The organism is uncultured Clostridium sp. (assembly GCF_963527835.1).
GTDB lineage: Bacteria > Bacillota > Clostridia > Clostridiales > Clostridiaceae > Clostridium.
The window spans coordinates 29,785-46,761 of record NZ_CAURTC010000012.1 but is presented as its reverse complement, the minus strand read 5'-3'; the positions used below and the strand labels follow the sequence as shown (position 1 = coordinate 46,761).

At 27.2% G+C, this 16,977-nt stretch carries 18 protein-coding genes and 1 pseudogene; 13 read left to right on the top strand and 6 right to left on the bottom strand.

Going from position 1 to position 16,977, the window contains the following annotated elements; all coding sequences use genetic code 11:
* Positions 1-55: 55 nt before the first annotated feature.
* The 5 genes from RYM86_RS08205 (at position 56) to asrC (ending at position 4,397) form a co-directional block, all read left to right on the top strand.
* Positions 56-748, top strand: coding sequence for a Crp/Fnr family transcriptional regulator (locus RYM86_RS08205; protein WP_315079455.1), 693 nt, complete (start codon positions 56-58; stop codon positions 746-748).
* A 93-nt stretch (positions 749-841) separates the two neighbouring features.
* Entirely contained in the window at positions 842-1,609 is a 768-nt protein-coding gene (locus RYM86_RS08200; RefSeq protein ID WP_315079453.1) for a formate/nitrite transporter family protein, read from the top strand.
* A gap of 12 nt (positions 1,610-1,621) precedes the next feature.
* Positions 1,622-2,632, top strand: coding sequence for an anaerobic sulfite reductase subunit AsrA (asrA, locus tag RYM86_RS08195; RefSeq protein WP_315079451.1), 1,011 nt, complete (start codon positions 1,622-1,624; stop codon positions 2,630-2,632).
* A complete protein-coding gene (gene asrB / locus RYM86_RS08190) occupies positions 2,625-3,419 on the top strand; it encodes an anaerobic sulfite reductase subunit AsrB (protein WP_315079449.1) in 795 nt (264 codons plus the stop codon). The genes asrA and asrB overlap by 8 nt, the downstream gene beginning before the upstream one ends.
* 12 nt (positions 3,420-3,431) lie before the next feature.
* Positions 3,432-4,397 carry a sulfite reductase subunit C gene (asrC, locus tag RYM86_RS08185; RefSeq protein WP_315079447.1) on the top strand — a complete coding sequence of 322 codons (966 nt, stop codon included), beginning with the start codon at positions 3,432-3,434 and terminating at the stop codon, positions 4,395-4,397.
* 161 nt (positions 4,398-4,558) lie between these two features.
* Here the strand turns inward: asrC and RYM86_RS08180 are convergent, their stop codons facing one another.
* Genes RYM86_RS08180 through RYM86_RS08170 form a run of 3 tightly spaced genes read right to left on the bottom strand, consistent with a single transcriptional unit; the run spans position 4,559 to position 5,573 of the window.
* Positions 4,559-5,122, bottom strand: coding sequence for a manganese catalase family protein (locus RYM86_RS08180; protein ID WP_012424008.1), 564 nt, complete (start codon positions 5,120-5,122; stop codon positions 4,559-4,561).
* A 15-nt stretch (positions 5,123-5,137) separates the two neighbouring features.
* The gene (locus RYM86_RS08175; protein ID WP_315079444.1) at positions 5,138-5,389 is read right to left on the bottom strand and encodes a spore coat protein CotJB; all 252 of its coding nucleotides are present in this window, start codon (positions 5,387-5,389) and stop codon (positions 5,138-5,140) included.
* A 16-nt stretch (positions 5,390-5,405) separates the two neighbouring features.
* On the bottom strand, positions 5,406-5,573 hold the full coding sequence (locus RYM86_RS08170) for a spore coat associated protein CotJA (RefSeq protein ID WP_315079442.1): 168 nt from the start codon (positions 5,571-5,573) through the stop codon (positions 5,406-5,408).
* Between the two features lie 273 nt (positions 5,574-5,846).
* Here RYM86_RS08170 and RYM86_RS08165 point away from each other — a divergent pair, with 273 nt between their 5' ends.
* The 7 genes from RYM86_RS08165 to RYM86_RS08135 all read left to right on the top strand — a co-directional run bounded on the left by RYM86_RS08165 (position 5,847) and on the right by RYM86_RS08135 (position 14,094).
* A complete protein-coding gene (locus RYM86_RS08165) occupies positions 5,847-7,862 on the top strand; it encodes a M13 family metallopeptidase (RefSeq protein ID WP_315079441.1) in 2,016 nt (671 codons plus the stop codon).
* Positions 7,863-8,303: 441 nt separating this feature from the next.
* Entirely contained in the window at positions 8,304-8,933 is a 630-nt protein-coding gene (locus RYM86_RS08160) for an HAD family hydrolase (RefSeq protein WP_315079438.1), read from the top strand.
* Positions 8,934-9,418: 485 nt separating this feature from the next.
* Positions 9,419-10,753 (top strand): CoA-disulfide reductase, encoded by a 1,335-nt coding sequence (locus RYM86_RS08155; protein WP_315079436.1) that lies wholly within the window; start codon positions 9,419-9,421, stop codon positions 10,751-10,753.
* A 429-nt stretch (positions 10,754-11,182) separates the two neighbouring features.
* Entirely contained in the window at positions 11,183-11,392 is a 210-nt protein-coding gene (locus tag RYM86_RS08150) for a FeoA family protein (protein WP_315079434.1), read from the top strand.
* A 13-nt stretch (positions 11,393-11,405) separates the two neighbouring features.
* Complete coding sequence (locus RYM86_RS08145) at positions 11,406-11,627, top strand: ferrous iron transport protein A (protein WP_315079433.1); 222 nt, start codon at positions 11,406-11,408, stop codon at positions 11,625-11,627.
* A 72-nt stretch (positions 11,628-11,699) separates the two neighbouring features.
* The gene (gene feoB / locus RYM86_RS08140; RefSeq protein ID WP_315079432.1) at positions 11,700-13,850 is read left to right on the top strand and encodes a ferrous iron transport protein B; all 2,151 of its coding nucleotides are present in this window, start codon (positions 11,700-11,702) and stop codon (positions 13,848-13,850) included.
* A 70-nt stretch (positions 13,851-13,920) separates the two neighbouring features.
* Positions 13,921-14,094, top strand: a complete 174-nt coding sequence (locus RYM86_RS08135) for a FeoB-associated Cys-rich membrane protein (protein WP_315079429.1) — start codon at positions 13,921-13,923, stop codon at positions 14,092-14,094.
* A 232-nt stretch (positions 14,095-14,326) separates the two neighbouring features.
* On the opposite strand, the gene RYM86_RS08130 is transcribed toward RYM86_RS08135, so the two are convergent.
* The 3 genes from RYM86_RS08130 to RYM86_RS08120 all read right to left on the bottom strand — a co-directional run bounded on the left by RYM86_RS08130 (position 14,327) and on the right by RYM86_RS08120 (position 16,252).
* A complete protein-coding gene (locus RYM86_RS08130) occupies positions 14,327-14,953 on the bottom strand; it encodes a hypothetical protein (RefSeq protein WP_315079428.1) in 627 nt (208 codons plus the stop codon).
* Positions 14,954-15,250: 297 nt separating this feature from the next.
* Positions 15,251-15,568 carry a DUF1540 domain-containing protein gene (locus RYM86_RS08125; protein WP_315079427.1) on the bottom strand — a complete coding sequence of 106 codons (318 nt, stop codon included), beginning with the start codon at positions 15,566-15,568 and terminating at the stop codon, positions 15,251-15,253.
* Between the two features lie 141 nt (positions 15,569-15,709).
* Positions 15,710-16,252, bottom strand: coding sequence for an NADH peroxidase (locus tag RYM86_RS08120; RefSeq protein ID WP_315079424.1), 543 nt, complete (start codon positions 16,250-16,252; stop codon positions 15,710-15,712).
* A gap of 183 nt (positions 16,253-16,435) precedes the next feature.
* On the opposite strand from RYM86_RS08120, the pseudogene nadA reads away from it, so the two are divergent.
* A pseudogene (gene nadA, locus RYM86_RS08115) lies at positions 16,436-16,867 on the top strand (quinolinate synthase NadA); the annotation flags it as partial.
* Between the last annotated feature and the right edge of the window lie 110 nt (positions 16,868-16,977).

Genomic DNA, 16,977 nt, shown 5'->3' with positions numbered 1-16,977 from the left:
GCATTAAGTTAAGAAATATATTAAATATTATTAGAATATATATTTTGGAGGAATTATGAATAATGTTACTATGCAGGAACTTAGGAATTTAGAAATCTTTAAAAATATATGTGATGATTCTTTGAATAAAATAATTGGAATGGGAATTTTAATTAAATATTCTTCAGGGAGGCATATTTTTAGAGATAAAGAAGATGTGAAAAATTTATATGTAGTATTAAGTGGTACAGTATCATTGTATAAATTAAATGAATGTGGGCATAAAAGAGCTATCTTTATTTTAGGAAAAGGTAAGATGATTAATGATGTTATAATACAAGATTTACCATCATCTATTAATTGTGAAGTTTTTGAAGATGCAGAAATTTTAAGTTTTGATAAAGAATATTTTATGAAAATTATGAAGTTGGATTTTATATTAACAAAAAATGTAATGTGCTCATTATCAATGAAAGTAAGAAGATTGTATAGGCAGATTAAAAATTCAACAGGTGTTATAAAAATGGAAAAACGATTATGCGCAAAGCTGTGGAAATTAAGCAAGGATTATGGAATTGAAAAAAATGGTGAAGTAGTAGTTGATAAAAAGATAACTATTACCTATTTAGCAGATTTATTAGGTTCAAAAAGAGAAACAATATCCAGAGCATTAAAAGTATTATGTAATGAAAATTTAATTGAATATAAAAATAAGCAGATAATAGTAAAAAATCAGGAAAAATTATCTCAGTTTTTTAAAGCACCGTGATTAATATCACGGTGCTTTAATTATTTAGAATATATACTTAGCTTAATGGAAATTATAATTTAAAATCGCAATTATGAAGGGAGACTTAATACGATGTTTTGTGAAGAATTTAACAGTGTAGTAGGGGCTGCAAAAGCAAAGATTAATTTACTGAAAAATAATAAATTAGGTTATTTTATTAGCTCAATGCTTGCAGGTGCTTATGTAGGAATGGGAATAATACTTATATTTACAATAGGCGGACTTTTAAGTAGTGCAGGATCACCATTTACTAAAATAATTATGGGAGCATCTTTTGGTGTAGCACTTAGTTTAGTAGTAATGGCAGGATCAGAACTTTTTACAGGAAATAATTTTGTTATGACAGCAGGATCTTTAAGTGGTGAAGTTACTTGGAGTGATACATTTAAAGTTTGGGGACTTTGTTTCTTTGGAAATTTAGTTGGTTCTATAATTATAGGAACTATGTTTTATTTAACAGGTCTTGCAACAGGTCCGGTAGGAGAATTTATTGCCAATACTTCAGCAGTAAAAATGAGTGTGCCTTTTTTACCATTACTAATGAGAGGTGTACTTTGTAATATACTAGTTTGCTTAGCCATATGGTGTAGTTTCCGTTGTAAGAATGAAGTTGCTAAGTTAATTATGATATTTTGGTGTTTATTTGTCTTTATAACAGCTGGATTTGAACATAGTGTAGCTAATATGACACTTTTAACTGTAGGATTACTTTCACCAGGTACAGCAGATGTAAGTGTAATGGGATATTTATATAACATCATAGTTGTGACACTTGGAAATATCATTGGGGGCGCTATATTTTTAGCAGTTCCATACTATTTAATATCAAAAAAGAAGTAAGGGGATATCATCATGGGATATAAATTAAATAAAACTGATGTAAATAATATATTTTATAATTTATCAAGAGAATATGATATGTATGCACCTAAGTTATTTTTAGGAGAAGGAACTTATTCTGATACAGATAGAATTAGATATGGAAAGGTAGAAAATATAGATGAAATAGTTTTTGATAAAAAAGCTGAATATTCATCTAAAGAAATTTTATTACCAATATCTGAAACATTATTTTTCTTTACAGAGGATGAGATAAAGGAAGCTAAGACTTCTAAAAAAGGTGCAATAGTATTTTTAAGAAGTTGTGATTTACATGCTATAAAACGTATGGATGATATTTATTTAAAAAATGGACATGAAGATTTTTATTATAAGAGATTAAGAGAAAAAACTAAGTTCATTTTAATTGGATGTGAAAAATCATTTGAAAAGTGTTTTTGTGTAAGCATGGAAACTAATAAAATTGATGAATATGCTGCATATTTAAAAGTTATAGGTGATGAAGTATATATAGATGCTAAAGAAGAAGAGTTCATAAAACTATTTTCAATTGGTGAAAATGTAGAAGTTAAGCCTGACTTTGTAAGTGAAAACAATAAAAAGGTTTCAGTACCAGATAATCTTTCATTAGATATTATAAATTCAAAAATGTGGGAAGACTATAACGCACGTTGTATTGCATGTGGTAGATGTAATTTTGTTTGTCCAACTTGTACTTGCTTTACAATGCAAGATATATTCTACACTGATAATGGAAAAGCAGGTGAAAGACGTAGAGTATGGGCTTCGTGTCAAGTAGATGGTTTTACTGAGATGGCTGGTGGGCATACATTTAGAGCTGATAAGAGCCAACGTATGAGATTTAAAGTTATGCACAAAGTATATGATTATAAAAAGAAATGGGGATATCACATGTGTGTTGGATGCGGTAGATGTGATGATATTTGTCCAGAATATATATCTTTCTCTAATTGCATAAATAAATTAGAAAATGGAATGAAAGAGGTGTCTTCTAATGAGTAAAAATGAATATATTCCTTTTTTATCAGAAATTAAGGAAGTTATTAAACATACAGATATTGAATATACTTTCAGAATGGAATTCTCAGGTGATGTAAAACCAGGACAATTTTTTGAAGTGTCATTACCTAAATTTGGAGAAGCACCTATTTCAGTAAGTGGTATTGGAGAAAACACTGTTGACTTAACAATAAGAAGAGTTGGAAAAGTTACTAATGAAATATTCAATAATTATGTAGGTGATAAATTATATCTAAGAGGACCTTATGGAAATGGATTTGATGTAAATGAATATAAGGGAAAAGATTTAATTATCGTAGCAGGGGGGACAGGCTTATCTCCAGTTAAAGGTGTTGTTGATTATTTTGCAAATAATATGGAAGAAGTAAATAGTTTTACTTTAATATCAGGATTTAAATCTCCTAATGATATTTTATTTAAATCAGATATAAAAGAATGGAATAATAAAATAAATCTTATTCTTACAGTAGATAACGCTGATGAAAACTATAATGGAAAAGTAGGACTAGTTACTAAATATATACCAGAACTTGATATAAAAGATTTAAATAATGTTGCTGTTATTGTAGTTGGACCACCTATGATGATGAAGTTTACAGTTGCAGAATTTTTAAAACTTGGAATAGAAGAAAATAATATATGGATTTCTCAAGAAAGAAAAATGTGCTGTGGAATAGGAAAATGTGGACACTGTAAAATAGATGATACTTATATTTGTTTAGATGGACCTGTTTTTAATTATTCAAAAGGTAAGTCTTTACTGGACTAGGAGGAGTTAATTATGGATTTAAATACAAAAAAAATCAAGAAAAATGCTTTTAGAGTTACTAAAGTAAGGGGATTAACTGCTTCTAGAGTTAGAGTTCCAGGAGGATATTTACAAGCAGATTTATTAGGTAAGATACAAGAAATATCACAAATGTACGGTAATGGAAGTGTGCATATAACAACGCGTCAAGGTTTTGAAATACCAGGGATAAAATATGAAGATATTGATAAGGTAAATGAATTATTACAACCAATTATAGAAAGCTTAGGCATAAATCAAGAAATACCAGGCAAGGGATATACATCTGCTGGAACTAGAAATGTATCAGCGTGTATTGGTAATAAGGTTTGTCCATTTGCAAACTATAATACAACTAATTTTGCCAAAAGAATAGAAAAAGCTATATTCACTAATGATTTACACTTTAAAGTAGCCCTTACTGGATGTCCAAACGATTGTATAAAAGCTAGAATGCATGATTTTGGAATAATAGGAATGACTGAACCACAGTATGATAAAGATAGATGTGTAAGCTGTGGAGCATGTGTAAGAGCATGTAAGAAGAAATCAGTAGATGCACTTAAAGCAGTGAATTATAAAGTAGTAAGAAATGAAGAAAAATGTATCGGATGTGGAGAATGTGTTATAAATTGTCCTACTGGTGCATGGACAAGAAGCAAGGAAAAATATTATAAATTAGTTATAATGGGTAGAAGCGGTAAGAGAAATCCACGTCTTGCTGAAGATTTCTTAATTTGGGCAGATGAACAAAGTATAATTAAGATAATATTAAATACTTATAAATTTGTAGAAAAGTATATAGATAGAAGTGCTCCAGGTGGTAAAGAACATATAGGATATATCATCGATAGAGTAGGATTTGGAGAATATAAAAAGTGGGCATTAGAAGGAATAGAATTCCCACAAAAAACAATAATAAAACAATGTGTTTATTGGAATGGAATACATTTTAATTAAACAACTTAAAAATCTCTACAGAGATAAAACTGTAGAGATTTTTTAAACTTCATTTTAATTATGAAAGTTTTAAAAATTTTGCATTATTTTAAAAGTGTGTTGATATTGTAATATAAACATTAATTTAAAATAGAGCACAAAATTTAAATTTGAAATAGAAACTATTTCTTACATAAATGATCTTGAACGTTCATTAAAGCTTCTCCAAATCTTTGATAGTGTACAACTTCTCTTTCTCTTAAGAATTTTAAAACATCTTTAATATCTTGTTCATCAGTTAATTGTATTAAATGTTCATAAGTTGCTCTAGCTTTTTGTTCTGCTGCCATATCTTCATGTAAATCTGCAATTACATCTCCTTTTGCTTGGATATAAGTTGCAGTCCATGGATTTCCAGTAGCATCAGTATAGAATAATGCTTTGCCATGGTCAACGTAATGTCCACCAAGACCTGCCTCTTTAAGTTCATCTAATGTTGCATTTTCCATAAGTTGATATATCATAGTAGCAAGCATTTCTACATGCGCCATTTCTTCTGTACCTATATCTGTAAGTAAGCCTTTGGATTTTCCAGTAGGCATTGTATAGCGTTGGTTTAAATATCTAAGAGCAGCACTTAACTCTCCGTCAGGACCACCGTATTGAGACACAAGATATTTTGCCATTTGAAGGTCTTTACATTTTAAATTTATTGGGTGCTCCAATGTTTTAACATAATACCACATAAGTTTTTATTCCTCCTAATCATCATTTTCCCAAGGCCAAGGTTTTTCTATCCAAGAACGTGGATCTTCCTTAAAGGAAGTACCAAAATTAGTTAAAGGACTAAAATTTTTCTCGTATTCATTAATTAAACAAGTTAATTTAGCTGATACTGTATCATAGTCTTTTTTGGCATCCTCATTATCAGGAAAATTATCAAGGAATAAGTTTAGTTCAACAGCTGAAAATTGATAAATTCTTATACTATCTAATAAATCTTTTTCATACATAATACATCACCCCACTTTAACATTTACTTTTTTTCTTTTCATCATAATGCTTATAAAGGTCTTTAAAAATAGTTCCTTTAATAAATCCTTCTTTACATGTGAATAGATTTTCATAAGGTTGAGGTAATATAAATGCACGTGCATACTTTTTTAATTTAAAGTTGCAATCATCCTTTTTGTACATAAATTTTTTTCTTCCCTTCATTTTCATTGCTCAATAAATATAATATGCATATTTAGGAGAAAGGTGATTTTTGTAGAAAAAAGAACGATATTATTTAATAATTAGAAGTATGTTGACATATGTATAGGTAAAACTTTATACAGAAATTATATTGAAATCTTAATTTTATCTTAAATTATACTTAAAGAAAGAGCATATGCATTAATAATGCTATTATTAAGCATATGTTTTTTATATAATTAACATATAATATAAAATGTGAAGGGGACTAATATGATAAAGTATAAAAAAACAGCACGTATGTTAGCTTTAATATTATCTGTATTTATTATAAATTCATTTATAAATTATGATGTATTTGCAAGTGAAGTAATTACGAAGAGCAATAATGAAATAAGACTACAAGACAACTTTTATGAAACAGTTAATAAGGAATGGCTAGAAAAATCAATACTTAAACAAGATGAGGAAGCAAAAAGTACTTTTACTGAAACAAAAGATAAGGTTAATAATGATGCAAAAAGAATATTTAATGATTTATTAATTCATGAAGATAGATATTTAAGCAATACAGACGAAAAGAAGATAATAAATTTATATAATAATTCTATTAATATTTTAGAAAGAAATAATCAAGGTGCAGAACCTATAAAGAAATATACAAATAAAATAAAAGAAGCTAAAAATCTAAATGAACTTACAAAATTATTAGGAGACCCAACTATAAATATATTTAATAATTTAATTAATTTTAGTGTGGGAAGTGATATTTATGATGAGAAAAATAATGCACTATATATTTCATCAACAAGATTAGTTTTAGGAGATTCAGATCAATATAGAAATGAAACAGATAAAACTAAAGATAATAAGGATAATATGGAAAAATATTTAGTTAATATATTAATGTTAAGTGGATATTCTAAAGAAGAAGCAACTAAAAAAGTTAGTAATTTATTCTACTTTGAAAATCAGTTAGCATCATCTATTATAGGTGTTAATGAATTTGCAGATTATTATAATAATCAAAAAAACAACTATAAAACTTATAAAATCAGTGACATTAATGAACTTTCAAATAATTTAGATTTATCTTATATAATAAAAAATCTTGGCTATGAAAATGTAGATAAAATAATTTTATTTGAACCTAAATGGTTAGATAAATTAAATGAATTATATAATGAAGAAAATTTGCAAGTAATAAAAGATTATACTGAAGTTTGTATGATTTCTGCAGCAAGTAAATATCTAAGTGAAAATTTTAGAAATGAATATTTAGCTTTACAAAAATCATTATATGATGTAGATAGTATATCATTAGAAGATGAAACTAAAGAACTTGTAAAAAAGAATTTCAATTCAGCTTTAAGTAAACTATATGTAGAAGAAGTATTTAGCGAAGAAATAAAAAATGATGTCAAAAACATTACTGAAGAGATTATAAATACTTATTTAAATAGAATTAAAAATCTTGATTGGATGAGTACTTCAACTAAAGATAATGCTATTAAAAAGTTAAATAATATAAAAGTAAATATAGGATATCCAGAAGAATGGACAGATTATTCAAATTTAGAAATAAAGTCATATAAAGAAGGTGGATCACTTCTTGAAAATATAATAAATTTAGAGAAATTTTCATACAAAAAACCTATAAACTCTAAAGAGTCATTTAATAAAATATCACCAGAAGATGTTAACGCATATTATGATGCTGAGACTAATGAAATTACAATTCCAGCAGCTATATTGCAAGCACCGTTTTATGATATAAATGAAAGTAAGGAAAAAAATTTAGGTGGATTAGGAGTTATCATTGGACATGAAATTACTCATGCTTTTGATAATAATGGATCTAAGTTTGATGAGAATGGGAAAATAAAGAATTGGTGGACTGATGAAGATTATAAAAAATATGAAGATAAAATTAAAAGAATAGAAGAAGTTTATGGAAATATAGAAGCATTGCCTGGAATAAAAGTGAATGGAGAAATTACTTTAGGTGAAAATATTGCTGATATTGGATCTATGACTTGTATGTTAGATATTTTAGATAGCATACCTAATATAAATTATGATGAGTTTTTTAGAAATTTTGCTACAGTATGGAGAGATATAACCACTGAAGAATATAAAGTATTATTATTAAAAATAGACAGCCATTCACCTAGTGATATTAGGGTAAATACAGTATTACAACAATTTGAAAAATTCTATGAAATTTATAACGTAACTGAAAATGATAATATGTATATAAAGGTAAAAGATAGATTATCTATTTGGTAGGATATACGTATGTAGATATAAACACTATTCAAAAGCACATGTTAGAAGTAAATTTGGTCATTTACTTCTAACATGTGCTTCCAATATCTTTTAGTCATCATTCTACTTTGTAAGTTAAGAGCAATATTTAAGTATTTTAGAAAAAACATTTCTTTATTTTCATAATTAAAAGTCTCCAGTTTTAGAAGTGATTTTTTCACTTAATGTTTTATTATTTGCTTCAAAAGAATCAAAAAATGATATTTGATTAACATTTATTTTAGAATAAAATTTTATATTAATTCATAGCATAAGAGAAGATTAATTTTAAGTTATGTATATTGAAAAATTAATGTATTTAAAAGAAAAGTATCTAGAATTATATTTTGAAAATTAATAATGCAGAAATGTTTAATTAGAGGAGATAGTTAATATGAAAAATTTATAAATAGGAGGATTTATATGGATAGCCTTATATTTGATTTAGATGGAACACTGTGGGATGCTACAGAAGCATTTTATATATGTTGGAATGAAGCCTTTTCAAAATACGATGAAACGAAGAAAGGAATCTCTCTTGAAGAAATTCAAAATGTTATGGGAATGACAATGAATGATATATTAGAAAAGTTTTTCCCACAGTTAAGTGAAAAATTAAGAAAAGATGTAATAGATGAATGCACTGAAATTGAATTAAAGTATTTATTAAAAAATGGAGGTAAATTATATCCAAAGTTGGAAGATACAATAAAAGAGTTATATAAAAAATATAAATTATTTATAGTTAGCAATTGCGTAGATGGCTACATACAATGTTTTTTAGAGACACATAATTTAAAAAAATATTTTATGGATTTTGAAGATCCAAGTAGAACAGGGTTAGAAAAGGCTGAAAATATAAAAATGGTAATAGAAAGAAATAAATTAAATAATCCAGCATATGTAGGGGATACTAAATGGGATGCAATAGCAAGCGAGAAGGCAGGTATTCCATTTATATATGCAAGCTATGGATTTGGAGATTTAGATAAATATGATTATAAAATTAATAATTTTGAAGAATTATTAAACATTAATAATACAAAATGTTAATAAGATATTACGAAGTCTATATTTTTGAAGTGCATTGATATATATAATAGGTAAAGTGGCATTATACATATATCAATGATTTTTTTTAACATTATAAAAAAAGATATAAAATTAATCGATTTCATTAATTTTATATCTTTCTTAAATTGAAAAAATTTATAGTAAAGCTTATCTACTTTTTCTTTTGGCAGAAAATTTTTTATATAGTTTATAGATTAGTGCAACGGCAACTGAATATACCAATATAATACCGACTGTAATTAACATTGATTTCATACGATCCATAATTAACACCTCTTTTTGAAATATTTACTATATAAATTATTTTAACATAATAATTAAATGAAAAGAAGATAAAAAATATTTGAGATATACAAGAGTAATCCGATAAGAATATTGACCAATTAAAAGAAAAACATTATTATTTAATAAAGAGTTAAGATTAATAGAAAATATAATGCTTAATATAGATTAGGAGGAAAAAAATGAAAGTAGTAATTGTTGGAGGAATAGCAGCAGGTACAAGTGCAGCTGCAAAATTAAGAAGAGTAAACCCTGATGCTGAAATTATAATTTATGAGAAATCAGATATAGTATCATTTGGTGCTTGTGGATTACCTTACTTCGTAGGAAATTTTTTTGAAGACCCACAAAATATGATTGCAAGAACTCCTGAAGAATTTGTAAAAAGTGGAGTTGATGTTAAAACTAATCATGAAGTTGTTAATATAGATTTTAATAATAAATTAGTGACAGTAAAGAATCTGAAAGCAGGTTCTCAATTTAATGATAAATATGATAAATTAATGATAGCTACAGGTGCAAGGAGTATAATACCTCCAATTAAAAATGTTAATTTAAAAAATGTATATACATTAAAAAGTATGGATGATGGAAAAGTTTTAAAACAACTTTTCATGGAAAAAAGTAATAAAAATATAGCGATAGTAGGTGCAGGATTTATTGGATTAGAGGCAGTAGAAGCAGCTAAAAGTCATGGAAAAGAAGTTTCAGTATTTCAATTAGAGGATCGAATATTAAAGGATGTTCTTGATAAAGAAATTACTGATGTATTAGAACAAGAATTAAGAGATAAGGGAGTAAATTTATATTTACAAGAGACTGTTACAGGACTTATAGGTAATGATAAAGTTACAAAAATATGTACAAACAAAAGAGAAATAAATGTTGACGTGGTAATTATATCTACTGGTGTTAAACCTAATACAGAATTTATTAAAGATAGTGGAATAGATATGTTACCTAATGGAGCAATTGTTGTAGATGAATATGGCAAAACATCAATTGAAGATGTTTATTCTGCTGGAGACTGTGCAACGATAAATCAAATAGTTACAAATGAAAAAAGTTATGTTCCTCTTGCTACAGGTGCCAACAAACTTGGACGTATTGTTGGAGAAAATTTAGGGGGAGCTAATTTACCATTTCAAGGTTCATTATCTTCTAGTTGCATAAAAGTTTTAGATATTGAAGCTGGAAGAACTGGTATTACAGAAGAAAAAGCTAAAAGTATGGGAATAGATTATAAAACTAAATTTATAACTGATATGAATCAAACCAATTATTATCCAGGTCAAAATAAAATTTACGTTAAATTAATCTATGAAGCTAACAGTAAAAGAATATTAGGAGGACAGGTTGCAGGATATAAGGATGCTGTTCAAAGAGTTAATGTTATTGCAGCATGTATATTTGGAAAACTAACAACTAAAGAGCTAGGAATGCTAGATTTATGTTATTCACCACCATTTTCAAGAACATGGGATGTATTAAATGTTGCAGGTAATATATGCAAGTAACAAATAAGTTAGTAAGTTAGAAGTCTTGGTTATGTTTTAGGATATTAATTAGAATTATTAGTTAATATCCTTTTTTATTTTCAAAAAATTATACATATTAAAATCTGTAGATAACTTATAGAATTCTAAGTTTAAAAAATAAGATGAGTATTTCTAAAGAATAATAAAGTATGTTAAAAGGTAAAAACAGAGAGTAGTATTGAAGTTGCATATATTAGCCTATAAACATATTAATATATTATTAGAAAACGTTTTATTTTGAATAAAATTTAAACTTTAAATAAAATCAATGAAAATCATTTTCAACTTTGGATAAAAGTGTTATAATTACATTATGATAATAATTATCAATAGAAAAGATTATTCATTTTCATAAAAGGTGTACTATATATGAATTTGTATAAGTACATAATATGAGGAGGAGAAAATATGCCGTTAATATTAGCAAATGCAGGACAAAGTATGCCAATTAAAAAAATTAGAGGTAATGATGAGACAAAAAAGTTCCTATCAAGTTTAGGATTTATTACAGGAGAAACTATAAGTATTATTTCTGAAATTGCGGGAAGTTTAATAATAAAAGTAAAGGGAAGTAGAATAGCATTAGATAAATCTATGGCTAGTAGAATAATAGTTTAAGGAGGAAATATTAATGAATACATTAAAAGATATTAAATGTGGACAAACAGTTAATGTTCTTAAGATACAAGGAGCAGGTCCTATTAAAAGACGTATTATGGATATGGGAATAACTAAGGGATGTGAGATATTTGTACGTAAGGTAGCACCGCTTGGAGATCCAATTGAAATAAAAGTTAGAAATTATGAATTATCACTTCGTAAAGCTGATGCAGAAATGATAATTGTTGGGTAAGTATTAAATTAATGTATTTTATATAATCATTCAATGAGAATGATAATCTATATGAATTAAGGGGGAAGACAAATGTCAATAAAGATAGGTCTTGCAGGTAATCCCAATTGTGGAAAGACAACTATGTTTAATGACCTTACAGGATCAACACAATATGTAGGTAACTGGCCAGGGGTAACAGTAGAAAAAAAGGGTGGTAAATTAAAATGGAATAAGGATGTTGAAATTGTAGATTTACCAGGTATATATTCACTTTCACCGTATACGCTTGAAGAAGTTGTAACACGTGATTTTATGATGAATGATAAACCAGATGTAATAATTAATATAATAGATGCATCTAATATTGAAAGAAACTTATATTTAACTACTCAAATTTTAGAACTTGGGATTCCAACAGTTTTAGCACTTAATATGATGGACATTGTTGAGAAAAATGGTGACAAGCTAAAGGTAGAAAAGCTTTCACAATTATTAGGTTGTCCAATTGTTGAAACTTCGGCTATAAAAGGAAAAGGTATTAAAGAAGTTGTTGAAAAAGCAATTGAACTTTCAAAAAAAGAAAATGCTAATAATTTTAATCTAGAGCTATTACAAGAGGTAGAAAGTTCTATAAAAGACATTGAACAAGCTTTAGATAATAGTAGTTTTAAGAATGAAATAGATACTAGATGGTTGTCTATTAAACTTTTTGAACGTGATAAAAATATTTTAAATAATAATAAATTTTCAAAAAATGTGTTAGATAAAGTAGAAGAAATAATTAATAAATGTGAAAATGAACTTGATGATGATAGTGAAAGTATAATTACAGGCGAACGTTATGATTTTATTGGAAAAGTAGTTTCTAAAGCAGTAAAAAAGAATAATAAAAATAATGAAACTACATCAGATAAAATAGATAAAATAGTAACCAATCGTTTCTTGGCACTTCCTATTTTTGCATTAATTATGTGGGGAGTATATTACATAGCTGTAAGTTCACTTGGAACTATAGCTACCGATTGGACAAATGATACATTATTTGGAGAAATCATAAGTGGAAATGTTTCAACTTGGCTTGAAGGGGTAGGAGTAGCAGCGTGGTTAGAAGGATTAGTTGTTGATGGGTTGATTGGTGGAGTAGGTGCAGTATTAGGATTCGTACCTCAAATTATGATATTATTCTTCCTATTATCAATACTTGAAGACTGTGGGTATATGTCACGTGTTGCATTTATAATGGATAGAATATTCCGTAAGTTTGGACTTTCAGGAAAATCATTTATACCTATGCTTATCAGTTCAGGATGTGGAGTTCCAGGAATCATGGCAACTCGTACTATGGAAAATGATAGAGATAGAAAAATGACTATTATGTTAACAACATTTATTCCGTGTGGAGCTAAAATTCCAATAATAGCATTGTTTGCAGGGGCAATATTTGGTGGAGCGTCATGGGTAGCACCATCAGTATACTTTTTAGGAATTATAATGATAATTATTTGTGGTATTCTTTTAAAGAAGACTAAACTATTTCAAGGAGAGCCAGCTCCATTCGTTATGGAACTTCCACAATATCATATACCAAGTTTAAAAGGTGTTCTTATGCATATGTGGGATAGAGGAAAGGCATTTATTATAAAGGCTGGTACAATTATATTTGTTGCTTGTGGAGCAATATGGTTTATGCAATCATTCAATTGGTCATTAGAAATGGTAGATGCTGGTGACAGTATACTAGCAAGCATAGGAAATATTTTTGCACCAATTTTTGCACCATTAGGTTTTGGTGATTGGCAGTCTGCAGTTGCAACAATTACTGGACTTGTAGCAAAAGAAAATGTTGTAGCAACATTTGGTATACTATTTGGTATTACAGAAGCAACAGAAGAAGATCCAACACTTTTTATGAATGTGGCAGGAGCATTTACAGCAGTAAGCGCATTTTCATTTATAGCATTTAATATGCTTTGTGCTCCTTGTTTTGCAGCAATTGGTGCAATAAAAAGAGAAATGGGTTCATGGAAATGGACTTGGATTACATTAGGATTCCAAACAGGTACAGCATATCTTGTTGCTTTATTAATAAATCAAATAGGTAACGCATTATTTTATGGTGGGAATATAATAGGTGCACTTATAGCAATTGCTATAGTAGCAGCAATAATAACTGGAATTCTATCATCAAACAAAAAATTAGTAAATATAAAGAGTGATGTTAAATTAAGTTATACAAAATAGTATTTTAAATATTAGTAGATAATTATTTAAAATTATCTACTAATAAACTTTATAAGAGGAAGTGATACTTATGTTAGCTACAATAATAATAGCTGGTATTATATTTTTCATGATGGGATTAGTAGTGTTCAAAAGAATAAAGAAAGCTAAAAATGGAGAAGGCGGTTGTGGCTGTGGATGCTCTGGATGTTCATCAGCAGCAATTTGTCATGGAAAAGATAATCAAGGAATAACTTTAAAATAATATTGTATTCTAATGATGAATTAAATATAAATTGATTTTTTTGAATATCACGAATAAATAAAAATAAGCTCTAAGTATATTTTTTATGCTTAGAGTTTATTTTTATGTTGACCATGTTTTAGATATGTTTTTATATATGAAATGGTTAAAGTAGTATTCCGAAGCTAACTTACTCAAGGCCAATCTCAATACACTACAAAACACAGTTTGAATTTTTATGAGGATAATAGAATTAGATACCTGTTTTTTCTAAGTTACTTCTTCTATTATCTAATGGATTAAGATTTATATGATGAACTGTTTGATTTTCATCAGGGTTCATAAGTACTCTATCTAAATGTATTCTGCCATTAGGTGTGTTTGCGATAACACAAAAATTATCATAATTTTTATGAAGCACCCAAGTATATGTATCAGTTACTACTTTTCTTAAATCTTCTTTAGATATTAATGCTTTGTTTTGTACCTTACCATACTTATCTCTTAAAAGTATAGCTATAGTATCATCATTAACTACTTCATAATCATTTCTTATATTACGTTCAACTATTTCTAAGTTAGATTTTCTATTATCTAAAGTATCTCCGTTAATATGTCTAATAGGAGTCTTTGGATTAGTATCTAAAATTATAGATTGTAAACTTTGCTTTAGTGGCTTAGATTTTTTATTCATTTTAGTTACGCTTATATTTTGCACTGTATAGCTATTAAGATCTTTGTTCCATTCAGCAAACCAAGTTCCTGATTCTTTAACTTTATTAAGATCTTCAACATCTACTTTAGTTGTAAGTTCTTCACCATTCTTTTTTAAAATTGTAATAAAAGCAATCTTGTTATTAATCTCATATTTATTTTCCATATTTTTATAATTTATTATTATAATAAACACCTCTTTCAGTATTATATGACACTAACAAGTATAACAGAGTAAGGTGCAAATACAAGATGTGTAGTAAAGAAATTCAGACATTTATTATTATAAAAAGATTTAATGTACTTCATTAAAATAAAAAGTTCATAAAATTAAGTAATTATAGATGGAATGTACAATTAGATAACTAATATTGAATAGCTTCAAATGTAGAAAATTTATAATAAAAACTTTTAAATTCATGATAGAAATGAATTTAAAAGTTTTTTATTTAATTAAAATATGTTATTTAGATTCAAAACTTTGGCAATTAGTTTCTGTATACATATTTGGATTTGAACCATTAACATTTATTGATGAAAGATCACAAAGGTTATTATAGTTGTGAGTACAAGTTTTAACAGTGCAAACTAAGCAATCACATTCACCAGAACTATTTGAATTATTAGTTAAATCACTATAATGCTTTTTATCTAAGAAAGATCCGCAGCAAGTATCAGAATCTTTTTGTGCAGAATCTCCACCTATATCAACACGATTGGCGTAACAAATACCAGAACAGTTATGAGAACAATTATTTACGTCACAATTAATTTTTTGCATTAAAGACACTCCTTTTAAAATAAAATTTTATATTTGTGTTATGTTTTAGTAGTGTATTGATATATGCAACTTTACCTATTGCATATATCAACATATAATTAAAACATATATTATATTTAAAATAATTTTAGTTATAAATTTCTATTTAAAATATCTATCTAGTAGTCCCTTAAATGCTCTACCATGTCTAGCTTCATCTTTACACATTTCATGGACAGTATCATGGATAGCATCTAAATTTTCTTTTTTAGCTAATGTAGCTAATTTCTTTTTACCATCACAAGCACCAAACTCAGCTTCAACCCTAGCCTTTAGGTTAGCTTTTGTATCAGGAAAAACCACTTCACCTAGTATTTCAGCAAATTTAGCAGCATGTTCAGCTTCTTCCAAGGCAATTCGCTTATATGCTTCTGCAACTTCAGGATAACCTTCTCTATCAGCTTGACGAGACATAGCTAAATACATTCCAACTTCAGTACATTCACCAGTAAAATTAGCTCTTAAATCGTCTATAAGTTCACTAGGGATACCACTTGCTATTCCGATTCTATGTTCATCAGCCCAAGCCATATCATCCTTCATTTCAATAAATTTATCTGCACCTACTTTACAAACAGGGCAAATTTCAGGTGGGGTATCTCCTTCATGAATATAACCACATACTGTACAAACAAACTTTTTCATTTATATGTTCCTCCTAAAATTTATTTATCCTAAAATAAGGATAATTTATACTGGATTTTAGATTATGATCAGCATAAATTTAAATCTAAATTAAAATTTTAATTTGTAAATTCAACGTAATTTATTTTAAAGTACGTTATAACCTATTTATTAGCACACAATAAAAGTATTCCCTTAAAAAGCAAAAAATATCCTAATGCTTATGTAGTATGTTATATAAATTCTACATAATAAAGTTAAAGCATATAGTGAGGTTTCAGTTACTTCTTCGAGTGCATTAAGAATAATAAAAAATGTACCAAACAAACAAATAATATTCTTACAGACAAAAATTTAGGACAATATATATCAGAATTTTTTAAAAATAAGGAATTTATATTATGGGATGAATTTTGTCCATGCCACAACAAAATTTCAAAAGAAAGTATATTAATATTGAAGGAACAATATAAAGAAGCAAAAATATTAGTTCATCCAGAATGTACAAAGGAAATAAGAGTTTTAGCAGATTATATAGGAAGTACAAGTGAAATAATAAATTATGCAACAGAGGATAAAGGTAGTGAATTTATTATTTGTACTGAAAAAGGAATTTTATATGAATTAAAAAATAAAAAATAAAATTTTCTAATAATGTATTGACAATAGTACTAAATAGAGATATTATAATATTGTAATTGAGAATCAATCTCAAGGACAAACATAACTCATTCAATGACAGATGA